The organism is Blautia parvula, from assembly GCF_020215665.1.
Lineage (GTDB): Bacteria > Bacillota > Clostridia > Lachnospirales > Lachnospiraceae > Blautia > Blautia celeris.
In genome coordinates this window covers 5,553,044-5,572,642 of record NZ_CP084061.1, presented here as the reverse complement: position 1 = coordinate 5,572,642, position 19,599 = coordinate 5,553,044, and the positions used below count along the sequence as shown (strand labels likewise).

Here is a 19,599-nt window from a genome sequence, read left to right as displayed (position 1 = left end):
TTAATCTTACTGTACAATAAACCAGATGATCGTGGCGCCTATGACACCGACGATGCCTATGATCGTTTCCATCACGGTCCAGGTCTTCAGATTTGTCTTCTCATCCACCTCAAAGAGGGATTTGGAGAGCCAGAACCCGGAGTCATTTACATGGCTGAAGGCAGTAGCGCCTGCTGCCACGGCAATGGTGATAGTGGCGAGCTGAATCTGTGACAGATCCGCAATGGCCGGCATGGATGCCATGATCCCGGCAGCCATTGTCATGGATACCGTGGCAGAACCAACGGAGATTCTCACCACAGCAGCGATCAAAAATGCCACAAGTACCAGCGGCAGGGGAAGGCCTCCCACGAAATTTCCGAAGGCTTCACCGATACCGGAATTCTGGAGAATGAAGCGCAGCATACCGCCGCCTGCAATCAGCAGAATGATATTTCCGGCGGATGACAGGGATTCTGTCATGATCTTTGTCAGCTCCTCCCTGGTGTAGCCGTGGCGCATTCCCAGCAGCACCATGGCCGTGATCGTGGACAGCAGAAGGGCGATCACAGGGGTTCCCAAAAAGGTCAGTACCGGATTCAGCGGCTTCATAAACGGAATCACGGATGACAGGGTATTCAGAATGATCAGAAACAGCGGAAGCAGTATAATGGCCACCACGGTGCCGAAGGACGGAAGTTTTCCCTCCACCATCTTCTTCTCATTCTGCTCAAAGGAGGACGGCACCGGAAAGTTATATCGGTCCCCTGCGAATTTTCCGAACACAGGGCCGGCCAGGATCATGGCCGGAATCCCGATGATGATGCCCAGGATGATCACATAGCTCAATTCTACATTCAGCATCTCTGCCACCAGCACAGGACCCGGTGTGGGCGGTATAAAGGCATGCCCTATGGCAAGTCCGGCCAGCAGGGGAATGGCATAGTGGAAAATGGAACGGTTGGTTTTTTTCGCAATTCCAAACGCAATGGGAATGAGGATCAGAAGGCCTGACTCAAAAAATACCGGCATTCCCACAATAAGGCCCGTGACGCCTAACGCCCAGGCAGCCTTTTTCTCTCCGAACTTATCAAGCAGTGTCTGGGCGATCACCTCCACACCGCCGGACACCTGCAGGATTGCTCCGAACATGGAACCCAGTCCGATCAATACGGCTATGGTCTGAAGCGTGGTTCCCACACCCTCAGATAAAGTATCTGTAATCATGGTAAAAGGCATACCTACTGCCAGGCCGATAATCAGGGCAGACAGCATAATTGACAGGAACGGCTGTACCTTCAGCTTAATGATCATGAACAGCAGCACGGCAAATCCCAGAAGGGCGCCGATGATCAGCCGCTCCGGTGATGCAACAAAATTCTCCATTTTTTCTTATCCTCCATCATCTTGTAACAGTTTCCGCGGTTTGTTACCTCTTTTCTTGATGGATTTATTGTAACAAAAAACGGCTTTGGAAAATATGGGGGAGAATTTGTATTTTATATGGTAAAATTATGTTCTTTTCAGGGAAATGCAGTGACAAAAAACCGGCAGCGGAATGATACATTCCCTGCCGGTCTGCTTCTATTCTATATTTACTTTTCCAGGCGGTTTTTTACAAAATCTCCTTCTTTCATGATCACATCCATATGCTCTGCCGCTATGGTCCTGATATCTTCCAGGGGATTGCCGTCTATAACCAGCAGGTCAGCGCTTTTGCCCTCCTCCAGAGAGCCTGTAATATCTCCCACACGAAGGGCTCTTGCACCGTTGATGGTAGCGGCCACAATGGCATCCATCTCGCTGATTCCCGCTTTCTCTACGAATGCGTACAATTCCCCGACAGTCGTCTCTCCATAAGGCGTCATCTGAGAGTTAAAAGAATCCGAACCGATTGTGAGAATAATACCCTTGGCGCTGGCTTTTCTCAAATTATCATAAATACGGTTTAATTCTTTCTCTTTCACTGAATTTCCCGGATATTTGTCGTGGAGCTTTGGATCGTATTTTGGAGGGAACGTATCAAACCATGCTGGCATAAAGTTGATGGTTGGACAAAAAGCAATATTTTTTTCCGCCATAATATCCAGTGTCTCGTCATCCAGTGACTGTCCATGTATAATCAAATGAACTCCTGCCTTAGCAGAATTGTACGCGCTTCCAAAACAATGGGACCAGACAGGAATGTGACGCATATTACACTCATCCACAACTGCCTGCACTTCCTCCATGGTATAATGCTGGTCCATAGCCGTCTCCCAGCGCCAGATACCGCCTCCCGTAGCCCAGATTTTTATAGCATCCGGGTTTTCCCTGAGACGCCGACGCACGGCTTTGCGAAGATCCCAAGGCCCGTCCACACACTCTGCCCACGGATGAGATTCTCTGTTCATCTCTATAGATACCTTATGAGAATCCCCGTGGCTGCATGTGGCGCAGAATCCAAGGCCTGAGGCCACTACTCTCGGCCCCTTCATGACACCCGCCTCTATCATATTCCGGATATGGATGCCGAATCTTGAGATTTCCCCCACGGTCGTCAGACCTGTTTCCAGGCACTCATGTGACTGCTGTACAGCCACCACCGCTTTCTGGATATTGTCCTCCAGCACCCAGTCACTGTCATTGTCTGTGAGATTGCCGGAAAAATGCAGATGTGCATCGATCAATCCCGGCATCACTGTCTTACCGGAAATATCTGTTATATGATATCCCTTAGGTACCGCTTTTCCCGGGCCGGCATATGTGATCTTACCGTTGTCCACCAGCACCAGGCTGTCCTTTACTGCCGCGGCCCCTGTGCCGTCAATGAGCAGGCCGCCCTTTAATGCGATTCTATTCATTATCAATCTCCTTTATGTTCTCTGGAATGTGTATACAGATCTATTCCTCAGCAAAAGCGATCATGGATGCTTCCAGAGGGACATTTTCCGGGAGCGCCTCCACCTGTACGCACACTCTGGTGGGTCTGTGGCTGCCGAAAAACTCCGCATAGGCCTCATTGATGGCAGCAAAATCGTCCAGACTGTTGATGTACACGTCAACACGGGCCACACTTTCCCTGCATCCGCCGCCCGCTTCTACAATGCTGAGCAGGTTGTTCAGCACCAGCGTTGTGGCCGCTTTGATCTCATATACATATTCCCCGTCTTTTGTAAGAGGAATCTGGCCTGAGGTAATGATCATATTGCCGTATTTTCTTCCGTGACAGTAAGGCCCCAGTGCCGGGGATGCTTCCATGCTCACTAATTCTTTCAGTTCCATATTCTTTCCTCCGCTTATTTTTTATCAATCTATATACTGTACAAGCAGTGCGTCTGCAATGGCTACGCCCTCTTCCGTCACAAACACCGGGTTTATATCCAGTTCTTTTATGCTGTCCTTTCCCTTAGCTGCCATCTCGCTGATGCTCACCAGCATATCCGCCAGCGCTTCCTTATCACATACCGGATTACCGCGGTAGCCATTCAGCAGGGGATAAGAGTTCAGGCTCTCCAACATTTTTTTTGCCTGCTCCCTGGTGAGCGGCGCCGGTGCGAGCTGCACGTCCTTGAACAGCTCCACGAACACACCGCCCATTCCCACCATGATCATAGGGCCAAAATCCTTATCGTTGTTCACACCGATGATCATCTCCACTCCGGCTTTGAGCATGGGTTTTAGCAGTACACCTTCCAGCTTCGCATCCGGCGCGTTTTTCCTGCAGTTATCCATCACCGTCTCAAATGCCAGGCGAAGCTCTGCCTCATCCCTGATATTTAATTTCACACCGCCCACATCAGACTTATGCTGAATATCAGCAGAATGTATCTTCACGGACAGGGGATATCCCAGATTCCCGGCTGCCTTTACCGCCTCATCTGCTGTGGCAGCCACAGCCTGGGGCGGAATCGTAACGCCGTGTGCTTTCAGGTAATTCAGGCTCTCGTACTCGCTGAGTCCTTGGGAAGGCCCATGTGTTCTTTCGGGAACCGCCGCTTCTGTATCCTGGTATTCAAAATTGGCAAAATCCAGCACCTGCTTTAAGATTCGGCATCCGTAGCGCCCTGACGGGAGCAGAGGCACGCCTGCTTTTTGCAGGATATCCGCACTCGCCTGATGCCTTGTGTGCTCAATGAACGGAATCCAGAATACCGGTTTCATATCCGGATTCTCTTTGGCAATGGATACCGCCTCCACCATGTGGGAGATAGTGTCATCCCAGATCTCCGGCGTGATGGTATAGGCAATACAGATGGCATCCACATGATCGTCTTTTGAGATGGCCTCCATGGCCCGAACCATGACCGGGGTGTTGTATCCGATTCCCGCTGTCATATCAAAAGGATTATTTACGGAACCATAATCCGGAACAAGAGTCTGAAGATATGCTTTCGTCTCCGGATGATATTCTGCCAGGCGGATTCCGAACTCGTCTGTCAGGTCTGCCATGACTCCGGCTTCGCCGCCGGAAACATTCATGAATACGCATCTCTCCCCCTTAGGAAGCTCTTCCAGCCAGGAAAATGCAGCAGCCAGACCGCATAATTCTTCCAGATCCCTGGCCTCTATGACACCGTACCGCTTAAATACAGCTCTCAAGACTTTATCTGCCCCGGAAAGGGAGCCTGTGTGGGATTTTGCCAGCTCCTGCGCTTTGCCGGAACGGCCTGTCTTCAATACCACAACCGGTTTTTTCTTTATTGCCGCTTTGCGGAATGTCTCCACCAGCTTCTCCGGTTTTGACACGCCCTCTATGTATGCAGCCACGACTTTTGTATCCTCATCCTCCACCAGAAAGTCCAGATAATCTTCCACCTTCACATTACAGGAGTTGCCGGAGGAGATCACATGGGAGAATCCCATATTTGGACTGTCCAGCCCTCCAAGCACGATCTGTCCGCTTTGGGAAATCATACCGATATTGCCGGAACGGTCCCGTTCCTCCACCAAAAAGGCAAACGCAAAGATACCGTCAATGAAATTGGCAAACCCCGCACAGTTCGGCCCCATGACCGCGATTCCCAGGCGGTCGGCTTCCCGGACCAGCTCTCTTTGAAGCTCTTTCCCCTCCGCTCCCGTCTCACTGTATCCGCTGGCAAAGACCACGGCTCCGCCGCAGTTCTTCCCTGCCGCTTCCCGTAATAAGGAAAGTATAGTCTTCTGGGGGGTACACAGAATGACCAGGTCTACATCTCCCTCTATCTCTGACAGGGAGTGGTATGCCTTGTGGCCGAAGATCTCCTCTCTTCCCGGATTCACCAGATACAGATGATCCAGATTCCCGGAGAATTTGAGGTAATTGCGGGTGGTATCACCGCCGAATCCCGCTTTTTCACTGGCACCTACGATGGCAACTGTCCTTGGTTTCAATAATTTTCTCAAATCCATATATCAGCCCTCACTGCATCTTCTCCGCTTTTTCATATCCCATCATAAAGCACTGCACGTTTTTGTCACTTGCTTTGCCTTTTTTATTGAAATAAGCTTCCAGTGTATCTGCAAACTCATTTACATCCATCATGCCGGTAGCCCTGATCATGGCCCCCAGGACTACCAGGTTCAGGCCTCTCTGGTTCTCCAGTTCTGAGGCAATTTCCATAGCATCCACACCATATACCTTCACATTTTCCGGGAACTGCTTTTCTCCGAATACGGAGCGGTTGATGATCACGCAGCCTCCTTCCCGCATATCAGACACATATTTGTCATACGCGTCCTCATTCATGCAGCACAGCACATCCAGGTAATCCGGGTAAGGACTTCCTATCTCCTCATCGGATACCACCACACGGCAGAGGGCAATGCCTCCGCGCATCTCCGCAGAATACTCGCTGGTCCAGCTCACATTTTTGCCGTGCTCTGCCGCGATCTCGATCAGGATCTTTCCGGCTGTCAATACGCCCTGACCACCGATACCTGCAAACATAATATCAGCCATTATTCGTCACCCCCATTATCTACATATACTTTCACCGGGAATACCTTTTCATTTTCCTCTTTCATCTTCTTCATGGCATCTGCCGGCGATAATTTCCAGTTAGTCGGACATGGGGAAAGGATCTCTATAATGGAAAATCCTTTCTTGTCCCTCTGGTTCTCAAAGCCTTTCTTTAACATCTTCTTCGTCTGATCAATGTGTTTAGGATCACACAGGGAACCTCTAGCCGCATATGCGATTTTATAATTCTGAAGGATGTTCAGCATATCGAACGGCTCTCCTGCCACCTTGTCATCTCTTCCTTTTTTACTGCTGACTGTCTTGTCTCCCACCAGAGTGGTCGCCGGGCACATCTGACCGCCGGTCATGCCGAATATTCCGTTATTTACCACGATCATAGTTATTGGAACATTCCTCTGGGCCGCGTAGCAGGTCTCGGAAAGGCCGATCACATAAGAGCACCCATCCCCTGCATGGACGTAGACATTGGAATCCGGATAAACCTTTTTGATTGCTGTGGCCACTGCCGCGCAGCGCCCGTGAGGACCTGCGATGCCGTCACAGTTCAGAGTGTCAATAGACCAGTAAGCACAGGCAATATCCACGACCTGGATGGTCTTTTCACAAAGCCCCAGTTCCTCGCAGCACTCTGCGATCAGGCGCTGTATGATACCATGGCCGCAGCCGGGACACCATCCCACCTGCTGGTTGATCATTTCCGGTTTTGTCATTTTAGCTGCCATATCAATATACCTCCAGTTCCTTAACATCTCCTGCCAGTACCCCTTTGCAGAAGTCTACGATTCCCTGAGTTGTGGGAACATATTTTGATGTCAGATAACCGTAGAGGGGAACCTTATACTCTGTGGCCAGACGGATATCCAGTCCCATCTGGGAGGAGAGGCTCATCTCAACAGTTACCAGCCCTTTTAATCCCTCCGGGAGATTTTCAAAGGCTTTTTTCGGATAAGGCCATGCCGTGATGGGACGGATGAGGCCCAGTTTCATGCCTGCTTCTCTGGCTCTTCTCACTGCTGACTTGCATATTCTCGAAGAGATTCCATAGGCAACAAGGATAAGCTCGGCATCCTCTGTCATGAAATTCTCCCAGCGCTGCTCATTGTGATACATATCGGAGAATTTTTTCCGTACCATCGCATCGTATGCACTGTAATCCATGGAACGGTCCAGATTGGTGACCTTTACTTTCGGTTCATCTTTTTTCTTCTCACCCTTGATCGCCCAGTCAAATTTACTTCTGTCGTGTTCCTTCGGTTCGGGAAGGACTACCTTTTCTATCATCTGGCTGATTCCGCCATCGCTTAAGATGATCACCACAGTGCGGTATTTTTCAGCCAGGTCAAAAGCTTCGTATGTAAGCTCTGCGCATTCCTGCACGGAACCCGGTGTGAGGACAAGCTGCCTGGAATCTCCATGGCCGCCGCCCCTGGTCGCCAGCCAGTAGGAATCCTGACCCTCTGTGATCTCACCGTCGCCTACACCGTAGCGCATGACATCTATGATGACCGCCGGAAGATTGTAGGAGGAAAGATAGGAGATCCCTTCCTGCTTCAGATCATACCCCGGACCGGAAGAGCTTGTCATTACACGCTCACCGCATGCTGCAGCTCCCCACAGCATACTCATACTTGCAATCTCGCTTTCCCCCTGGATGAAGACGCCCCCGCGGTCCGCCATGTTGGCTGACATGTATTCCAGTATCTCACTCTGGGGCGTGATAGGGTAACCTGCATAGAAGCGGCATCCTGCACGGAGAGCGGCCTCAGCGATCGCCTCATTGCCTTTCATTAATTGAAATCCTTTACTCATCTTCTCTGCCTCCTTCTACTCAATGGTAAATACATAATCGGGACAGATCTTATAGCACTGTCCGCATCCGATACAGGTTTCTTCATCGATTCTGATGATCTCGTATCCTTTTTTGTTGATCTCAGTGAGAGGCTCAATGGCTTTCACCGGACATACCCCTACACACAGGCGGCAGCCCTTGCATAAGCTGGTGTCCGCAGTTGCTTTTGCTTTTGCCATGATTCAATCTCCTTTCGGTATATTTCATTTATTTTTTTAATATTTGATTTCCGACTCCATTTGCATAATATGGACAGGTTCCTGTACCATATATCCTTCAGTTCAGGACCCCTGCCCATATCTCAGTTTCATGTAATCTGTATCTCCTGCTGCATAGCAGAGCGTATTTGAAAATTGCTCTGGCCGAAAGAACACGCACAGCTCTCTTAAAATGTCATGCCCTGTTATCTGCTGTGCTTTGCTACATATGCATCGATTTCTTCGGCTGTACTCTTATCAAGTAAAGTTTCCGGTGCCTCTTCCAGACGGCGCTTCCATTCCTCATTGGCACGGCGGAGTACATAGGTATAATCCTCCATTGGCCTCTTCTTATAATTACTGTCCCAGTCCGTATAATCCGGGTACCATGCGCTATACATATAATCAAGAGTATCGTCACTGGTAATGAACTGTCCGCCGCTGCCCTCTTCCATGATGGACTCTAAGGAAGCAGCCTCCTCCGATACGTCGATACCGTTTCTGATATAGAGCAGACGGCTGGTAATCTCCTCATCGATAATGGTTTTTTCATAGGAAGTAGTCATAAGGCTGTCAAGGGTTCCAATCTCAGATAACTGGTAATCTGCACCCGAAAGGATATTCGCCATGGTACCTTCATAAGATTCAATACCGCACTGGATATCACAGTTCAGGGCATCTGTGCTGTAGGGTATCGTTCTGGACGGCAGGTTATAGAACCTTTTGCCCATCTCCATGGAACCGATCTGAAGCATCACACGTCCCGGAGAACCGCAGCAGTAAGTCGCACCCTTCATATTGCCGGGGCAGGCACCCACTCCGTAGCCTACAGGATTGCCTGGATTCACAAGCTGTGTCAGAACAATGCCTGCCAGGATCTCCGCATTCTGCATGGTGATCGTGCCAAAGATACGGATAGGACCGGTCACCCCTGTACTTGTGGCAGTCCCCATGGTAACAGCCTGTCCGCGCTCAGCCAGCGCAATGATATTGTCAGCCACCTCACGGCTATAGGACATCGGACTCATAGAAGGCGCAGACCCCGGTGCCAGATATACTTTTCCACCCGGCTCTAACTTCTCACCTGCAGCGATCTCTACCATATCAATAGCCTGATGCATTTCTTCATAAGAAAACAGCTTGGTATAGAAGGGTTTATCCGTATGGTTCAAAAGAGCACGCATGATCTCAAGATGGCGGTTGACCGGGTCCACATCGTTGGCCTCTACACCATTGTTGGAGTTCATGGTCATGACTTTGCTGCCCTGGTAGATCTTGACCAGATTTATCACGTCCTGAAGCGTACCGCGGCGGATGCCATTGTCCAGATCGGTTACATTCACCGGTCCGATGGGACCCGGTACGCCATAATCGCCTCCGCCCAGGTTAATGCTCTTCTTGGAATCAAGTCCATGCATCACAAACTGCGAAGGAGCTTTCTCCAGCGCATCCCTGACCTGCGACTCTGTCATGTAAACCTGTGTGCCGTCTACACGGAAACCATGTTTCTTAAAAAGTTCAAGTGCTCTGTCACTGGTGATATTGACACCGTTCTCTGCCAGAAGCTTCATAGAGTAATCGTGAACTCTCTGCAGATCCTTATCGCTGAACATGGACAGCGATACTCTTCTCATTTCTTCCATTTTCCTTCTCCTTTATTTCATAATTTTATTTTAAGTTTCTATTTTTATTATTTATTTCATTTTACTATATTATAATTCATTTTACAAATATAATATTATAAAATTATGCATAATGTTTTTTATCTGCTTTTATGCACATTGTACTACTCATAATTTATTTCATTTTTATAAATTAATATTCTGTTTTCTGCGCAATAAATCATTATATTAAGTTAATGTTCAAAATCTCTCTTGCACACTCATTCATATAAATGTATAATGAAATAAATTATTAATTTCAGAAATCAGGATAAGGAGGATATACTTTGAGCAAGGCAATACAGAAAATGGAAACGATTCAGGCTATAGACCGTGCTTTCCAAATTCTCGAAACAATATCCCGTTCAGGCAATATGACATTAGCTGAATTACATGAAAAGATGAACATCAGCAAGGCTTCCCTGTCACGTTTAGTATATACGCTGGTGGAAAATGGTTATATTGAGAAGAGACCGAACAATGAATACAGTCTCACATTAAAGGCATATGAAGTGGGTATCAACGCCGTACAGAATCTGGATCAGATTTCACTGATCAACTCCACACTTGCCGATTTGAGCCGAGAGACAGGGCGGGTTGCACAATTCTCTGTTGAGGATAACAATCAGCTTTTATGTGTACAGAGCATTGGACAGACTGCACCTTCCTTCTCCGTCTATACAAACGTTGGACGGCGTTCTCCTCTGTACTGCACAAGTGCCGGCAAGGCGATTTTGTCCACATATTCAAACCATGAGATTATTGAGAAATGGGAAAAATTTAATGTAAAGCGTCTCACAGAACACACCATTACGGATGTCCACGCTTTACTTCAGGATATCAGTGAAGTGAAACAGCGGCATTATGCGCTGGATAGGGAAGAAAATGAATATAACATCTTCTGTGTGGGCGCTCTTGTAATGAATTATACCAATACGCCGTTGGGTGCGATCAGTATCAGCGGCACCACGCTCACCGAGGAGGAGGAGCATGCAATAAGTGAAACACTTATCGCTGCTGTAAGAAGGCTGTCCGCGACTCTTGGATATGTCATGCGGTAGCATATTATTTCATCAGCAGGCAGCAAAAAAAGGATCCTTATCCGGATGTATGGGATAAGGATCCTTTTTTGTTTTACACCGCAGGGAAAACCTGCCGCCTTCTCTTTTTACGCCTGCGCGTCCAGATTCCTCTGGTCTTTATCCAGCATAAACACAGAGACCAGAATGATGATTCCACCGATGATCTGGTTCGCAGTAGGTATTGTACTGTATAGTACCAGTGAAATCACGATGGTCACTACCGGCAGAAAATCCATCATCAGATTTGACAGCAGTACACCGATCCTTTTGATCGCAAATATATTCAAAAAATAAGCAATCGTAGAATTAAATACTCCCAGCACGATCAGGTTCATGAACACCGACGGCTTTGCAAGGACGGACGGCTCCACATGATAGAAGAATAAAAACGGCAGCGTAGTGACAGCCCCCACAAGTGCCTGGTAGTTCAGCAATACGGTCTTCTCATATCCATCCGATATCTTGTCTGTCAGGAAACAATAGACTACCCAGGAAATGATGCTCAAAAGACACAGCGCATATCCCTTGAAATTGGTTGCCATCAGATCCCCGATCTTCACTCCCATCAGAATATACACACCGACAAGAGAGATCAATATACCCAGGATTCCCAGCTTTGTCTTCTTCCTGTGAAACAGAACGATTTCCATGATCAGCGCAAAGACAGCGGCAAATCCAAAAAGCAGGGAGGAAACCGTAGCCCCTATGGATGTAACACTTAAAATAGTGAACCCATGGAAGAATGTCGTACCGACCAGGCCGGACAGGATGATAATGCCCCAATCCTTTTTCTTCACTTTCATATTCTTTCCGGTCACGAGATTAAATCCGGTAAACAAAATCGTCATGACTGCCATCTGAATGACCAGAATCACTACCGTAGGAAGGTATTCACTGATTACAGCCCTGGAAATATAAGACACACCGTAAATCGTGACGACTACCACCATGGCCAGCAGCCCTATGGTCTTGCCTTTTGTCTTATCCATAAGCATCCTCTCCCCTCTAACGCTTGATGTTCTTCGCCTTCTCCGAGGAACCGGCAGCGACAGCGTCTATGGCATCCCTCACATCTTTTGGCAGGATCTCATAGTCACGCAGCTCTTCCAGCATATCCTTCACTTTTTCCGCACAGATATCACGGATATCACGGCTTCCGTTCGCCTCCCAGTTCTCCCAGGTGCCTCTCTCCATATATCTCGGCATCCATATTTCATCCTTGAAATGTTCAAAGGTGTGGTCAGTCTCCAGGAATGTGTTGCCGGGGCCGACTTCCTCCATATTGTCATAGGCCAGTGTCTCATCGTCAAAGCTGAGCGGACGGGCCATTCTCTGCAGGATCTGCATGCACTCATCGGAATAGATCATATCCGCAAAGTCCACCATAAGGTCCATGTCAAGCTGCATAGAAACGATGAAATCACAGCTCAGTGCTCCGGCGAGTCCGCCCATACCGGTCTCAAATCCGGCCTGTGCATCCAGCACCTTGCCGTCCCGCAGATTGGCCGGCATCTTGGTCGGCAGCCCAACATAATCTCCCATCTGTGACATGCCTACCTTCATGATAATACTCTCCGGTGAGGACATATTGATGCACATGGTCTTCATATCCATGCTGCGCACATAGCTGGAATAGATCACAGGCGCCCCCGGATTGACAAGCTGGGACAGTGCGATGCAGGCTAATGTCTCCGCATGGGTATGCACCAGTGCACTCTCCACGGACATGGGGGATGTCATGCCCAGGATTCCGCCGGAGCTGATCACTGACGGTACCTTATGCACGGCTGCCTCCATCAATACATTGGATGTATTTTCATCCACTCGGAGCGGCGGCATAGTCAGGACCCAGAAGGAGATGAAAGGACGTTTCAGGAATTCTTCTTCGCTTCCCACTGCCAGACTGGCCATCTTGATGGCATCCCGCACACCCTCTTTTCCTACAGCTCCGCCGGTGATGTGTTTTGTGGTATTTTTAATGGAAGTCGCCCAGGTATACCAGTCGGATGCCGCCATGGGCACATCCTGGGGTGTGACCAGTGCACTGGCAATGGTCACGGTGTCCAGTTTTTCCATGATCCTTGTGATCAGGGCAAGGTCTCTGTCTGTAGCTTTCCTGCGCAGTCCTGTCTCCGGGTCCAGCACATGGGTAGCCATGGTCATGGCAGCCAGTGACGGCACCCTGTCTTTCACATGCACATCTTTATCCGGTGTCCTTCCATATAAAACGAATTCCTCTCGCTTTGGAACCGTCTTTAATCCTTCCTCGATGATGCTGCGCGGTATTTTCACGATTTGTCCGGACACTTCTGCCCCTGCTTTTGCAAAGTATTCTCTTGCCTCTGCCCCCTCAAATTTCATTCCCAGATCTTCCAGCATCTCCAATGCTTTTTCATGTACCCGTACTACTTCCGCGTCGCTTAAATACTTGATCGATGGTCTCATGTTTTACCTCCTCCATAAAAAACCCTGTTCTGTTGCATTCCCGATACGTATCTTCTTTTGATACATCAAGAATACCACAGAACAGGGTCTGTTACTTTTGCTGTATTTTGCTATTTATTGCTCTATATTTCTTTCAGGAGTTTGGACAGATTCTTGTTCAGGAAGTCCCGCAGTTCAATGGCATCCCTGGTATAATAATCCGCTCCTATCTCTTCCGCATACTCTTTGCTGACAGACAGGCCTCCCACGAAGACAATGACCTTGTCCCTTATGCCTGCCTTCTTAAGCTCCTCTATGACACCCTTCAATTCACAGACCGTTGTGGGCAGAAGTGCAGACGCCATGACAAGCCTGGCGTCATGTTCCACTGCTGCCTCCACAAACTCCTCTTTGCTGACATCCACCCCCAGATCCACCATATCTATATTCAGAGTGGAGAGGTATATCTTGACCAGATTCTTTCCGATGTCATGGACATCCCCCTCCACGGTACCGATGACCGCAGTGCACTGCCTGGCACCCCCTTGATCCAGATAGGGAGTCAGACATCTGAGGCCGGCATTTAAGGCACGGGCCACACGCAGCGCCTCCGGCACGCAGACCTCACTGTTGCGGAACTTGTACGCCAGTGTATCCACGCCCAGAATCAGTCCCTCTTTGAGCACTGACTCCGGAGGATAGCAGACAGCAATGGCTTTTCTGATCAGATTTACCACCTCATCCGCCTTCCCGCCCAGAAGGTTCCGCCTGATTTCTTCATATATATCCATTCTGCATCTCCTATAAGAATTTGTTCCTGTACTGTCCCGGATTGACTCCTATCAGCCTTCGGAATGTCTTTGTATAGTAGCTCTGGCTTTCAAACCCACACTGTTCCATGATCTCCTTCAGGCTCAGTTCCCTGTTCCCCATCAGCTCTATGGACTTTTCGATCCTGACCCTCAGGATATAATCGCTGATGGTTCCTCCGGTCTTCTGACGGAATAAGGTACAGAGATAAGACCTGCTCAAAAATACGTGGCTGCAGATGTCATCCAGGGTAATCTTCCTATTGTAATTCTCTTCTATGTAATCCCTGACATTTTTCATGACACTGATATGGTCATCTGTCCCCAGAAGGTAAATACTGTCAAACCACCGGTTCAGCATCCGGTAGGTGATCTCCATCATTTCCTCAATGTTTTCCACATGCTTCATGTCCTGCCTGTAATGTTTTACACCATTCATGACGACTTCGCTGTCCGCCCCTGCCTCCACGATGGCTCTGGCGGTCACAGCCATGAAATCGTGCAGGGCTGACTTCACAAGAGCCTTGTCGTAGGAACACAAGATCTCGATATCCGTGAACAACATTTCCAGCATGTTCTGTATCTTTTCTTTGTCCGCCATACGGACGTACTGGAGATACCGTTTTTCCCTTTTCAGATAGACAGACCAGTCGAATTTTTCATTTTTCAGTGTCTTCTTTCTCTCTTCGATCCTGGTGGTCATGGCATCACGCCAGCTCATGAGATTCTTCTGGTCCATGAAAATGGCGTTCTGCGTCTTTGAGAGATACTGCATCATGACCTGGAGAAGGTTGGCAGAGGACTGGCACTGGTCTGCGGAGATCACGCGCAGCTTTTTTACCTTCTGCTCCATCTCTCTGCGGTCCTTTTCGCTCAGACAGAACTTTTCCGCGTCCTGACAGAACACATGATCCGGCTCCCACAGAAGGACTTGTCCGCACATGACAGCTCCCACTTCTGTTCCATCCGCATAGATGGGGACTGCCCACATGACAAGGCCGGCATGACAGGCAAAAAAATACGGTTCTTTCCACAGGAATGCCTGCCTGCAGGCCTTTTTATAGGTACGCCTGCAGCGTGCTCTTCCCACCTCCGTGTCCTGCACCTGACGGCAGTATGCGCACTCGTAGTAGTCTTTACTGGCAAGGAAGACCTCCCCGTAAGTGTTCACTGCTATGATTCCCAGCTCTGTTGCCTTTGCGAAATTGTCAAGCATCTCTTCCAGGTAATCTTTTTCCTCTGAATGTTCGTATCCCTCTGCCATATGCTTCCTCCGGACTATTCCTCTTGTCTTTATTCTACTGCCGGAGGGAGAAAAAGTAAACTCGGTATTTTTATGCGTATGTGCATAACTCCCCCTGCGGGACAACGGCTGTAAACAGCAGCGGCCTAATTTCTCCGTCTGCCGGAAAGCAGTACCAGACGTAAAAGCTGCAGGATAGATGAGAGTGCCGAGGCCACATAGGTCAGTGCTGCTGCGCGCAGAACTTTCCCGGCCCCCTGCAGTTCATTTCCCTCCAGGATTCCGGCACCGTCCAGAATCCTGAGTGCTCTGCCGGACGCGTTGAATTCCACAGGCAGGGTAACAAGCTGAAAGGCCACCACCAGAGAAAATAAAATAATACCCGCGTTTACAAGACCCGGTGCTCCCATGAGAAGGCCGATGAGGAACAGCGGCCAGCAGAGGGCAGAACCAAGACTTACGACCGGAACGATCGCGCCTCTGATCTTGATCGGTACATACCCCACATCATCCTGGATCGCATGGCCGCACTCGTGGGCCGCCACGCCGATGGCTGCCACGGACTCTGAGCCGTAGACGGTTTCAGACAGCCGCAGTACTTTGCTTCTGGGATCATAATGGTCTGTGAGATTTCCGCCGACCCTCTCAATCTTCACCTGGCTGATTCCCGCACGGTCCAGTATGGTCCTGGCTGCCTGTTCCGCTGTCATGTGCCGGGCATTTCCCACGGTACTGTACTTTTTGTAGGTCTGGTTCACATTTGCAGATGCTATGACACAGAGTATTACACCTGCTAAGACCAGAAGATATGTGGCATCATAATAAAAAAACATCCATAATCCCTCCAATGCATGAAATACTTTATTCATTATTTCATTCATCATAAGGTTATGGATGTCTTTCTTTAAATATTCAGAAAGTTAAAAATTTTATTCTGCCCGTTTTAATATTTCTACGGTTCCCTTGTTGCCGTCCACGCGAATGTAGTCTCCGTCATGAATGATCTTGCAGGCCTCTGTTTCAGTCTCCACAACTGCGGGTATTCCCAGTTCCACAATACAGGCAGCACAGCGGGAATCCAGTTTTTCAATGACCCATGCGATGGGCTTGTGGCCTGCCACAGAGGCAGAATAAAAATGGCTGGCCCACCCGTTGCTTCCCTTAGCACAGGGAAGGATCAGGATCTTTCCCCCGATATACGCGCCGAATTTGCTGTTTGCTTCCTCTATGATGATACCCGTTTTTTCATCTAAACCGGCCCATCCCTGTACACTGTCAGGAAGAACAAGCGCTTCTCCTTCCATGACTCCTTCATAGGCTCCGCGTCCTTTGATCATCGTATTTTCCATTATGCTTCTCCTTTCCAATAGCCTGCTGCAGCGGCGTCAATACATTGATAGATATCGCCATAATAGATCGGGACATGCTTGCCTGCTCCAAAGCAGGAGTGCATATAATGTCCCTGTTTACCGGAATCCGTCACCATGGCAGTGACATGCGCAAAAGCTGCAGGATCCATGACCATAGCACAGCTGCTTGACAATACATTTCCGCCTGCCTCCTCAATTGTTTTTACAAAACCGCTTGCTTTTGCCATGGCAAGCGTAGACATATCTGTCCAGACATGGAGTTCTACACCTTCCGCTACCTTTTTCCCTTCTATATAATTTGCTACCTGCTGGATATCCTCCAGGCTGTAGTGCGGGCATCCCATCAGTACAAAGTTGATCTTGCCTTCTCCCGCACTGCAGATCTGGCGGCGGGATTCCTCATAATCCTCCTGTGTGATGGTAAATTCGCCTCTGAGCGGTTTGTTTCCTCGGGCATCTTCCAGGGAACGCGCCTCGGGAGTCACACCGACAATATGGCACATTTCACATGCGCTCGTAGTAGCCATTGCGGTAAAGCACTGTTTCAACATGGTCAGGGTAGGTCTGTGGAAATCTCCGGTCAAAACAGGAACTCCGGCGGAGGGCAGCATACGCCCTACTGTGTAGCCAATGATATCCCAGTCAAATCTTGTCTCTGATTTACACTCAATGTGGTATACCGTATCCGCGTAACGGTTTTCCTGAAGATAAAATCCCCATTTAGGAGCACGGCCGCAGATGGATATCCATGTGATCGCCTCTTCTCCGTCTGCGTTGCATCTTGCGCCGAATGCAGAATTGCTCATGGTGATATTGCTGGATTCAGATGTCACCACATGTTCTCCGAATAACGGCACCCAGCCGTTCAGATACGGCGTGCAGGAACCGGCGATGCAGCAGCCTGCCTTCAGTGTACGTCCTAAATATTCTGTATTTCTGTCAAACAATTCTTTCGGAAGATGTGTCACTTTATAATCATATTGATCGCAGGGCGCAACACAGGTCTGACAGTAACAGGTCTTCTCAAATTCGCCTAATTCCACTTTTTCATCTGTACAGAGATACATTTTGGCAAATATCTCATCATATGTATCTGCATCGCAGGTCTCCAGATAGGAATGTGCCCCGAAATACAGTGTGGATTTTGTAATCTCAACCAGTTCTTCCGCGCCCACGACACGGGCATATTTTAAAACATTTTCCAATGCGATTTGTTTAAAACGGCCGAATTTTCCATCCAGCATGTCCTGTTCATATGGTGTTAATTTCATAGGAATACCTCTCTTTTCTCATACTATTTTTATTCTTCATCACTTTTTTCTGATTCCGGCAGCATGTCATTGGGATATTTTTGGATCTCTTTTGCCTGCTTAAAGAAGGAAAAAATACAGATTCCCACAATCAGCATAATCGGCGCCCCCAGGATAACATACATGGCTTTTACCGCATTGACACCATCTGTTGCAACGGTCGTATAGGCGGTAGCTGTGATCAGCAGACCCATGATGATCTTGAATTTTTTCGGTGCTTCATCATCCACGGTCAGATTATGTACAGACATGGTGGCAAGCACGGAAGCAATGGGGTCTGCCATTGTTGTGAAGGAACCAATGATCGCTATGATAAATACAATCTGCACGATATTTCCAATCGGCAGTGACTTGATGATCTGGAATACCGTTGCCTGCATTCCGTAATCCTGCACCATTCCCCATACATCCATGGTACCGCTGGTCTGCAGACTGATGGTCTGTCCGCCGAAGATACCTATCCAGGTGATACAGAAGATCGCAGGGATAATAACATTGACTACCAGGAACTCCCGAAGGGTACGTCCTTTTGCCATCCTGCAGAAAAACATACCAAATACCGGGCAGTACAAAATAAAAGAAGACCAATACTGGACGATCCAGTTGGCATACCAGGTATCATCTGAAAGGGTATTGTTGACTAACGTCTTAGACCCCCAGTTATCCAGTATCTTACCAAAGGACTCTGTGGTAAGTTTGCCGATAAATGCAGTATCACCACAGATAAATACATAAACCAGCAGGGCGCAGAAAATGAAAAATGTGATTGTAGATACATATTTCAGTCCTTTATGAATACCGGAAACACTCATAATGACAAACATCACACCGATAAAGGCAGCTACTAAAAAATACACAAAATTTGACTGGCTGATTCCAAATGCAGATTCCAGTCCGGCACCGATCTGCATCAGACCAACACCCATGGAGTTAGCGCATCCTCCGACCATGGCAAATATCATGACTCCATGAATCAGTGTCTCCAGCCATTGACGGCGGCCGAAAACCGGGTCTAATACGGAGTTGAACTGAAGTTTTTTACGGCGGTTATAAACAGCAACCGTAAAGGCCACAGAACAGGCTCCATACAGCGCAAATTCAACAAAAGACCACTGCCACATAACCTGAGAGATCGAGAAGATCGCAGCATCACGAGTTCCAGGCTGGCAGCCGGCATATGCCGGCGGCTCAAAAAAGTTATAAAGCGGTTCTCCCATGGCCCAGAACAACAGCCCTGTGCCAATGCTTCCGCAGATAGTCATGGCGATCCAGTGAAATTTGGTAAATTCCGGCTTCGCGTCTTTTCCTCCGATCTTGATATCGCCAAATTTACTTATCATGATATACATGACGATCAAAAAACATACCAGGGCGAACAGGTTAATGACCCACCCTATTTTATCCGCCATACTGTACAGCATGGTATTCAGAACAGAAGCTAACTGTTCTTTAAAAAAGATTCCTATAAGCAGTAATAGTATTAAGCCTGCAAAAGCGGGCCAGAACGCCAGACTGTTGATCGAACCCTTTTTGTGTTTTTTTGTTTCTACATTCTTCATCTTTTACCTCCCTACTTTTGTCAAACACCTTCACGGTGAGCCCTTGCCGTTATACTATATCAGCGCTGATATAACATTGTGATTCTGTTTACCCAACCGGCGCAAAAAAACATAAACTTTTCCATTCTCATAATAGAAAAGTTTCCGGACACCCTTCTTTCATAAGAACTTTGTT

Annotated in this window: 18 protein-coding genes; 1 reads left to right on the top strand and 17 read right to left on the bottom strand. The window is 48.4% G+C overall.

Going from position 1 to position 19,599, the window contains the following annotated elements; translation table 11 throughout:
• Positions 1 to 6: 6 nt before the first annotated feature.
• From LC508_RS25375 to LC508_RS25335, 9 genes are all read right to left on the bottom strand, one after another.
• Positions 7 to 1,365 carry a GntP family permease gene (locus tag LC508_RS25375; protein WP_103731418.1) on the bottom strand — a complete coding sequence of 453 codons (1,359 nt, stop codon included), beginning with the start codon at positions 1,363 to 1,365 and terminating at the stop codon, positions 7 to 9.
• A gap of 209 nt (positions 1,366 to 1,574) precedes the next feature.
• The gene (locus tag LC508_RS25370; RefSeq protein WP_103731417.1) at positions 1,575 to 2,822 is read right to left on the bottom strand and encodes a metal-dependent hydrolase family protein; all 1,248 of its coding nucleotides are present in this window, start codon (positions 2,820 to 2,822) and stop codon (positions 1,575 to 1,577) included.
• A gap of 40 nt (positions 2,823 to 2,862) precedes the next feature.
• The gene (locus LC508_RS25365) at positions 2,863 to 3,243 is read right to left on the bottom strand and encodes a RidA family protein (protein WP_054350856.1); all 381 of its coding nucleotides are present in this window, start codon (positions 3,241 to 3,243) and stop codon (positions 2,863 to 2,865) included.
• Positions 3,244 to 3,267: 24 nt separating this feature from the next.
• The gene (locus LC508_RS25360) at positions 3,268 to 5,349 is read right to left on the bottom strand and encodes an acetate--CoA ligase family protein (RefSeq protein ID WP_103731416.1); all 2,082 of its coding nucleotides are present in this window, start codon (positions 5,347 to 5,349) and stop codon (positions 3,268 to 3,270) included.
• A gap of 10 nt (positions 5,350 to 5,359) precedes the next feature.
• Positions 5,360 to 5,899: a 2-oxoacid:acceptor oxidoreductase family protein gene (locus LC508_RS25355; protein WP_054350855.1), complete on the bottom strand. Its 540-nt coding sequence runs from the start codon at positions 5,897 to 5,899 to the stop codon at positions 5,360 to 5,362.
• Positions 5,899 to 6,642, bottom strand: coding sequence for a thiamine pyrophosphate-dependent enzyme (locus LC508_RS25350; RefSeq protein ID WP_033142175.1), 744 nt, complete (start codon positions 6,640 to 6,642; stop codon positions 5,899 to 5,901). Before LC508_RS25350 ends, LC508_RS25355 begins: the two co-directional genes overlap by 1 nt.
• A gap of 1 nt (position 6,643) precedes the next feature.
• The gene (vorB, locus tag LC508_RS25345; RefSeq protein WP_103731415.1) at positions 6,644 to 7,729 is read right to left on the bottom strand and encodes a 3-methyl-2-oxobutanoate dehydrogenase subunit VorB; all 1,086 of its coding nucleotides are present in this window, start codon (positions 7,727 to 7,729) and stop codon (positions 6,644 to 6,646) included.
• 15 nt (positions 7,730 to 7,744) lie between these two features.
• Entirely contained in the window at positions 7,745 to 7,948 is a 204-nt protein-coding gene (locus tag LC508_RS25340; protein ID WP_033142177.1) for a 4Fe-4S binding protein, read from the bottom strand.
• Positions 7,949 to 8,172: 224 nt separating this feature from the next.
• Positions 8,173 to 9,609: a trimethylamine methyltransferase family protein gene (locus tag LC508_RS25335; protein WP_033142178.1), complete on the bottom strand. Its 1,437-nt coding sequence runs from the start codon at positions 9,607 to 9,609 to the stop codon at positions 8,173 to 8,175.
• A gap of 305 nt (positions 9,610 to 9,914) precedes the next feature.
• Between LC508_RS25335 and LC508_RS25330 the strand changes: the two genes are divergently transcribed.
• The gene (locus LC508_RS25330) at positions 9,915 to 10,688 is read left to right on the top strand and encodes an IclR family transcriptional regulator (protein WP_081960433.1); all 774 of its coding nucleotides are present in this window, start codon (positions 9,915 to 9,917) and stop codon (positions 10,686 to 10,688) included.
• A 107-nt stretch (positions 10,689 to 10,795) separates the two neighbouring features.
• Here LC508_RS25330 and LC508_RS25325 read toward each other — a convergent pair whose 3' ends face one another.
• The 8 genes from LC508_RS25325 to LC508_RS25290 form a co-directional block, all read right to left on the bottom strand.
• On the bottom strand, positions 10,796 to 11,698 hold the full coding sequence (locus LC508_RS25325) for a DMT family transporter (protein WP_054351058.1): 903 nt from the start codon (positions 11,696 to 11,698) through the stop codon (positions 10,796 to 10,798).
• 16 nt (positions 11,699 to 11,714) lie between these two features.
• Positions 11,715 to 13,154 (bottom strand): trimethylamine methyltransferase family protein, encoded by a 1,440-nt coding sequence (locus tag LC508_RS25320; RefSeq protein WP_033142180.1) that lies wholly within the window; start codon positions 13,152 to 13,154, stop codon positions 11,715 to 11,717.
• Positions 13,155 to 13,276: 122 nt separating this feature from the next.
• Entirely contained in the window at positions 13,277 to 13,924 is a 648-nt protein-coding gene (locus LC508_RS25315; RefSeq protein WP_033142181.1) for a cobalamin-dependent protein, read from the bottom strand.
• Between the two features lie 10 nt (positions 13,925 to 13,934).
• Entirely contained in the window at positions 13,935 to 15,206 is a 1,272-nt protein-coding gene (locus LC508_RS25310) for a PocR ligand-binding domain-containing protein (RefSeq protein WP_054350849.1), read from the bottom strand.
• Positions 15,207 to 15,331: 125 nt separating this feature from the next.
• Positions 15,332 to 16,018, bottom strand: coding sequence for a zinc metallopeptidase (locus tag LC508_RS25305; RefSeq protein ID WP_103732496.1), 687 nt, complete (start codon positions 16,016 to 16,018; stop codon positions 15,332 to 15,334).
• 96 nt (positions 16,019 to 16,114) lie between these two features.
• Positions 16,115 to 16,534 (bottom strand): aconitase X swivel domain-containing protein, encoded by a 420-nt coding sequence (locus LC508_RS25300; protein WP_033142184.1) that lies wholly within the window; start codon positions 16,532 to 16,534, stop codon positions 16,115 to 16,117.
• A complete protein-coding gene (locus LC508_RS25295; RefSeq protein ID WP_054350848.1) occupies positions 16,534 to 17,826 on the bottom strand; it encodes an aconitase X in 1,293 nt (430 codons plus the stop codon). Before LC508_RS25295 ends, LC508_RS25300 begins: the two co-directional genes overlap by 1 nt.
• A 29-nt stretch (positions 17,827 to 17,855) precedes the next feature.
• Positions 17,856 to 19,424, bottom strand: a complete 1,569-nt coding sequence (locus tag LC508_RS25290) for a BCCT family transporter (protein WP_052099565.1) — start codon at positions 19,422 to 19,424, stop codon at positions 17,856 to 17,858.
• Between the last annotated feature and the right edge of the window lie 175 nt (positions 19,425 to 19,599).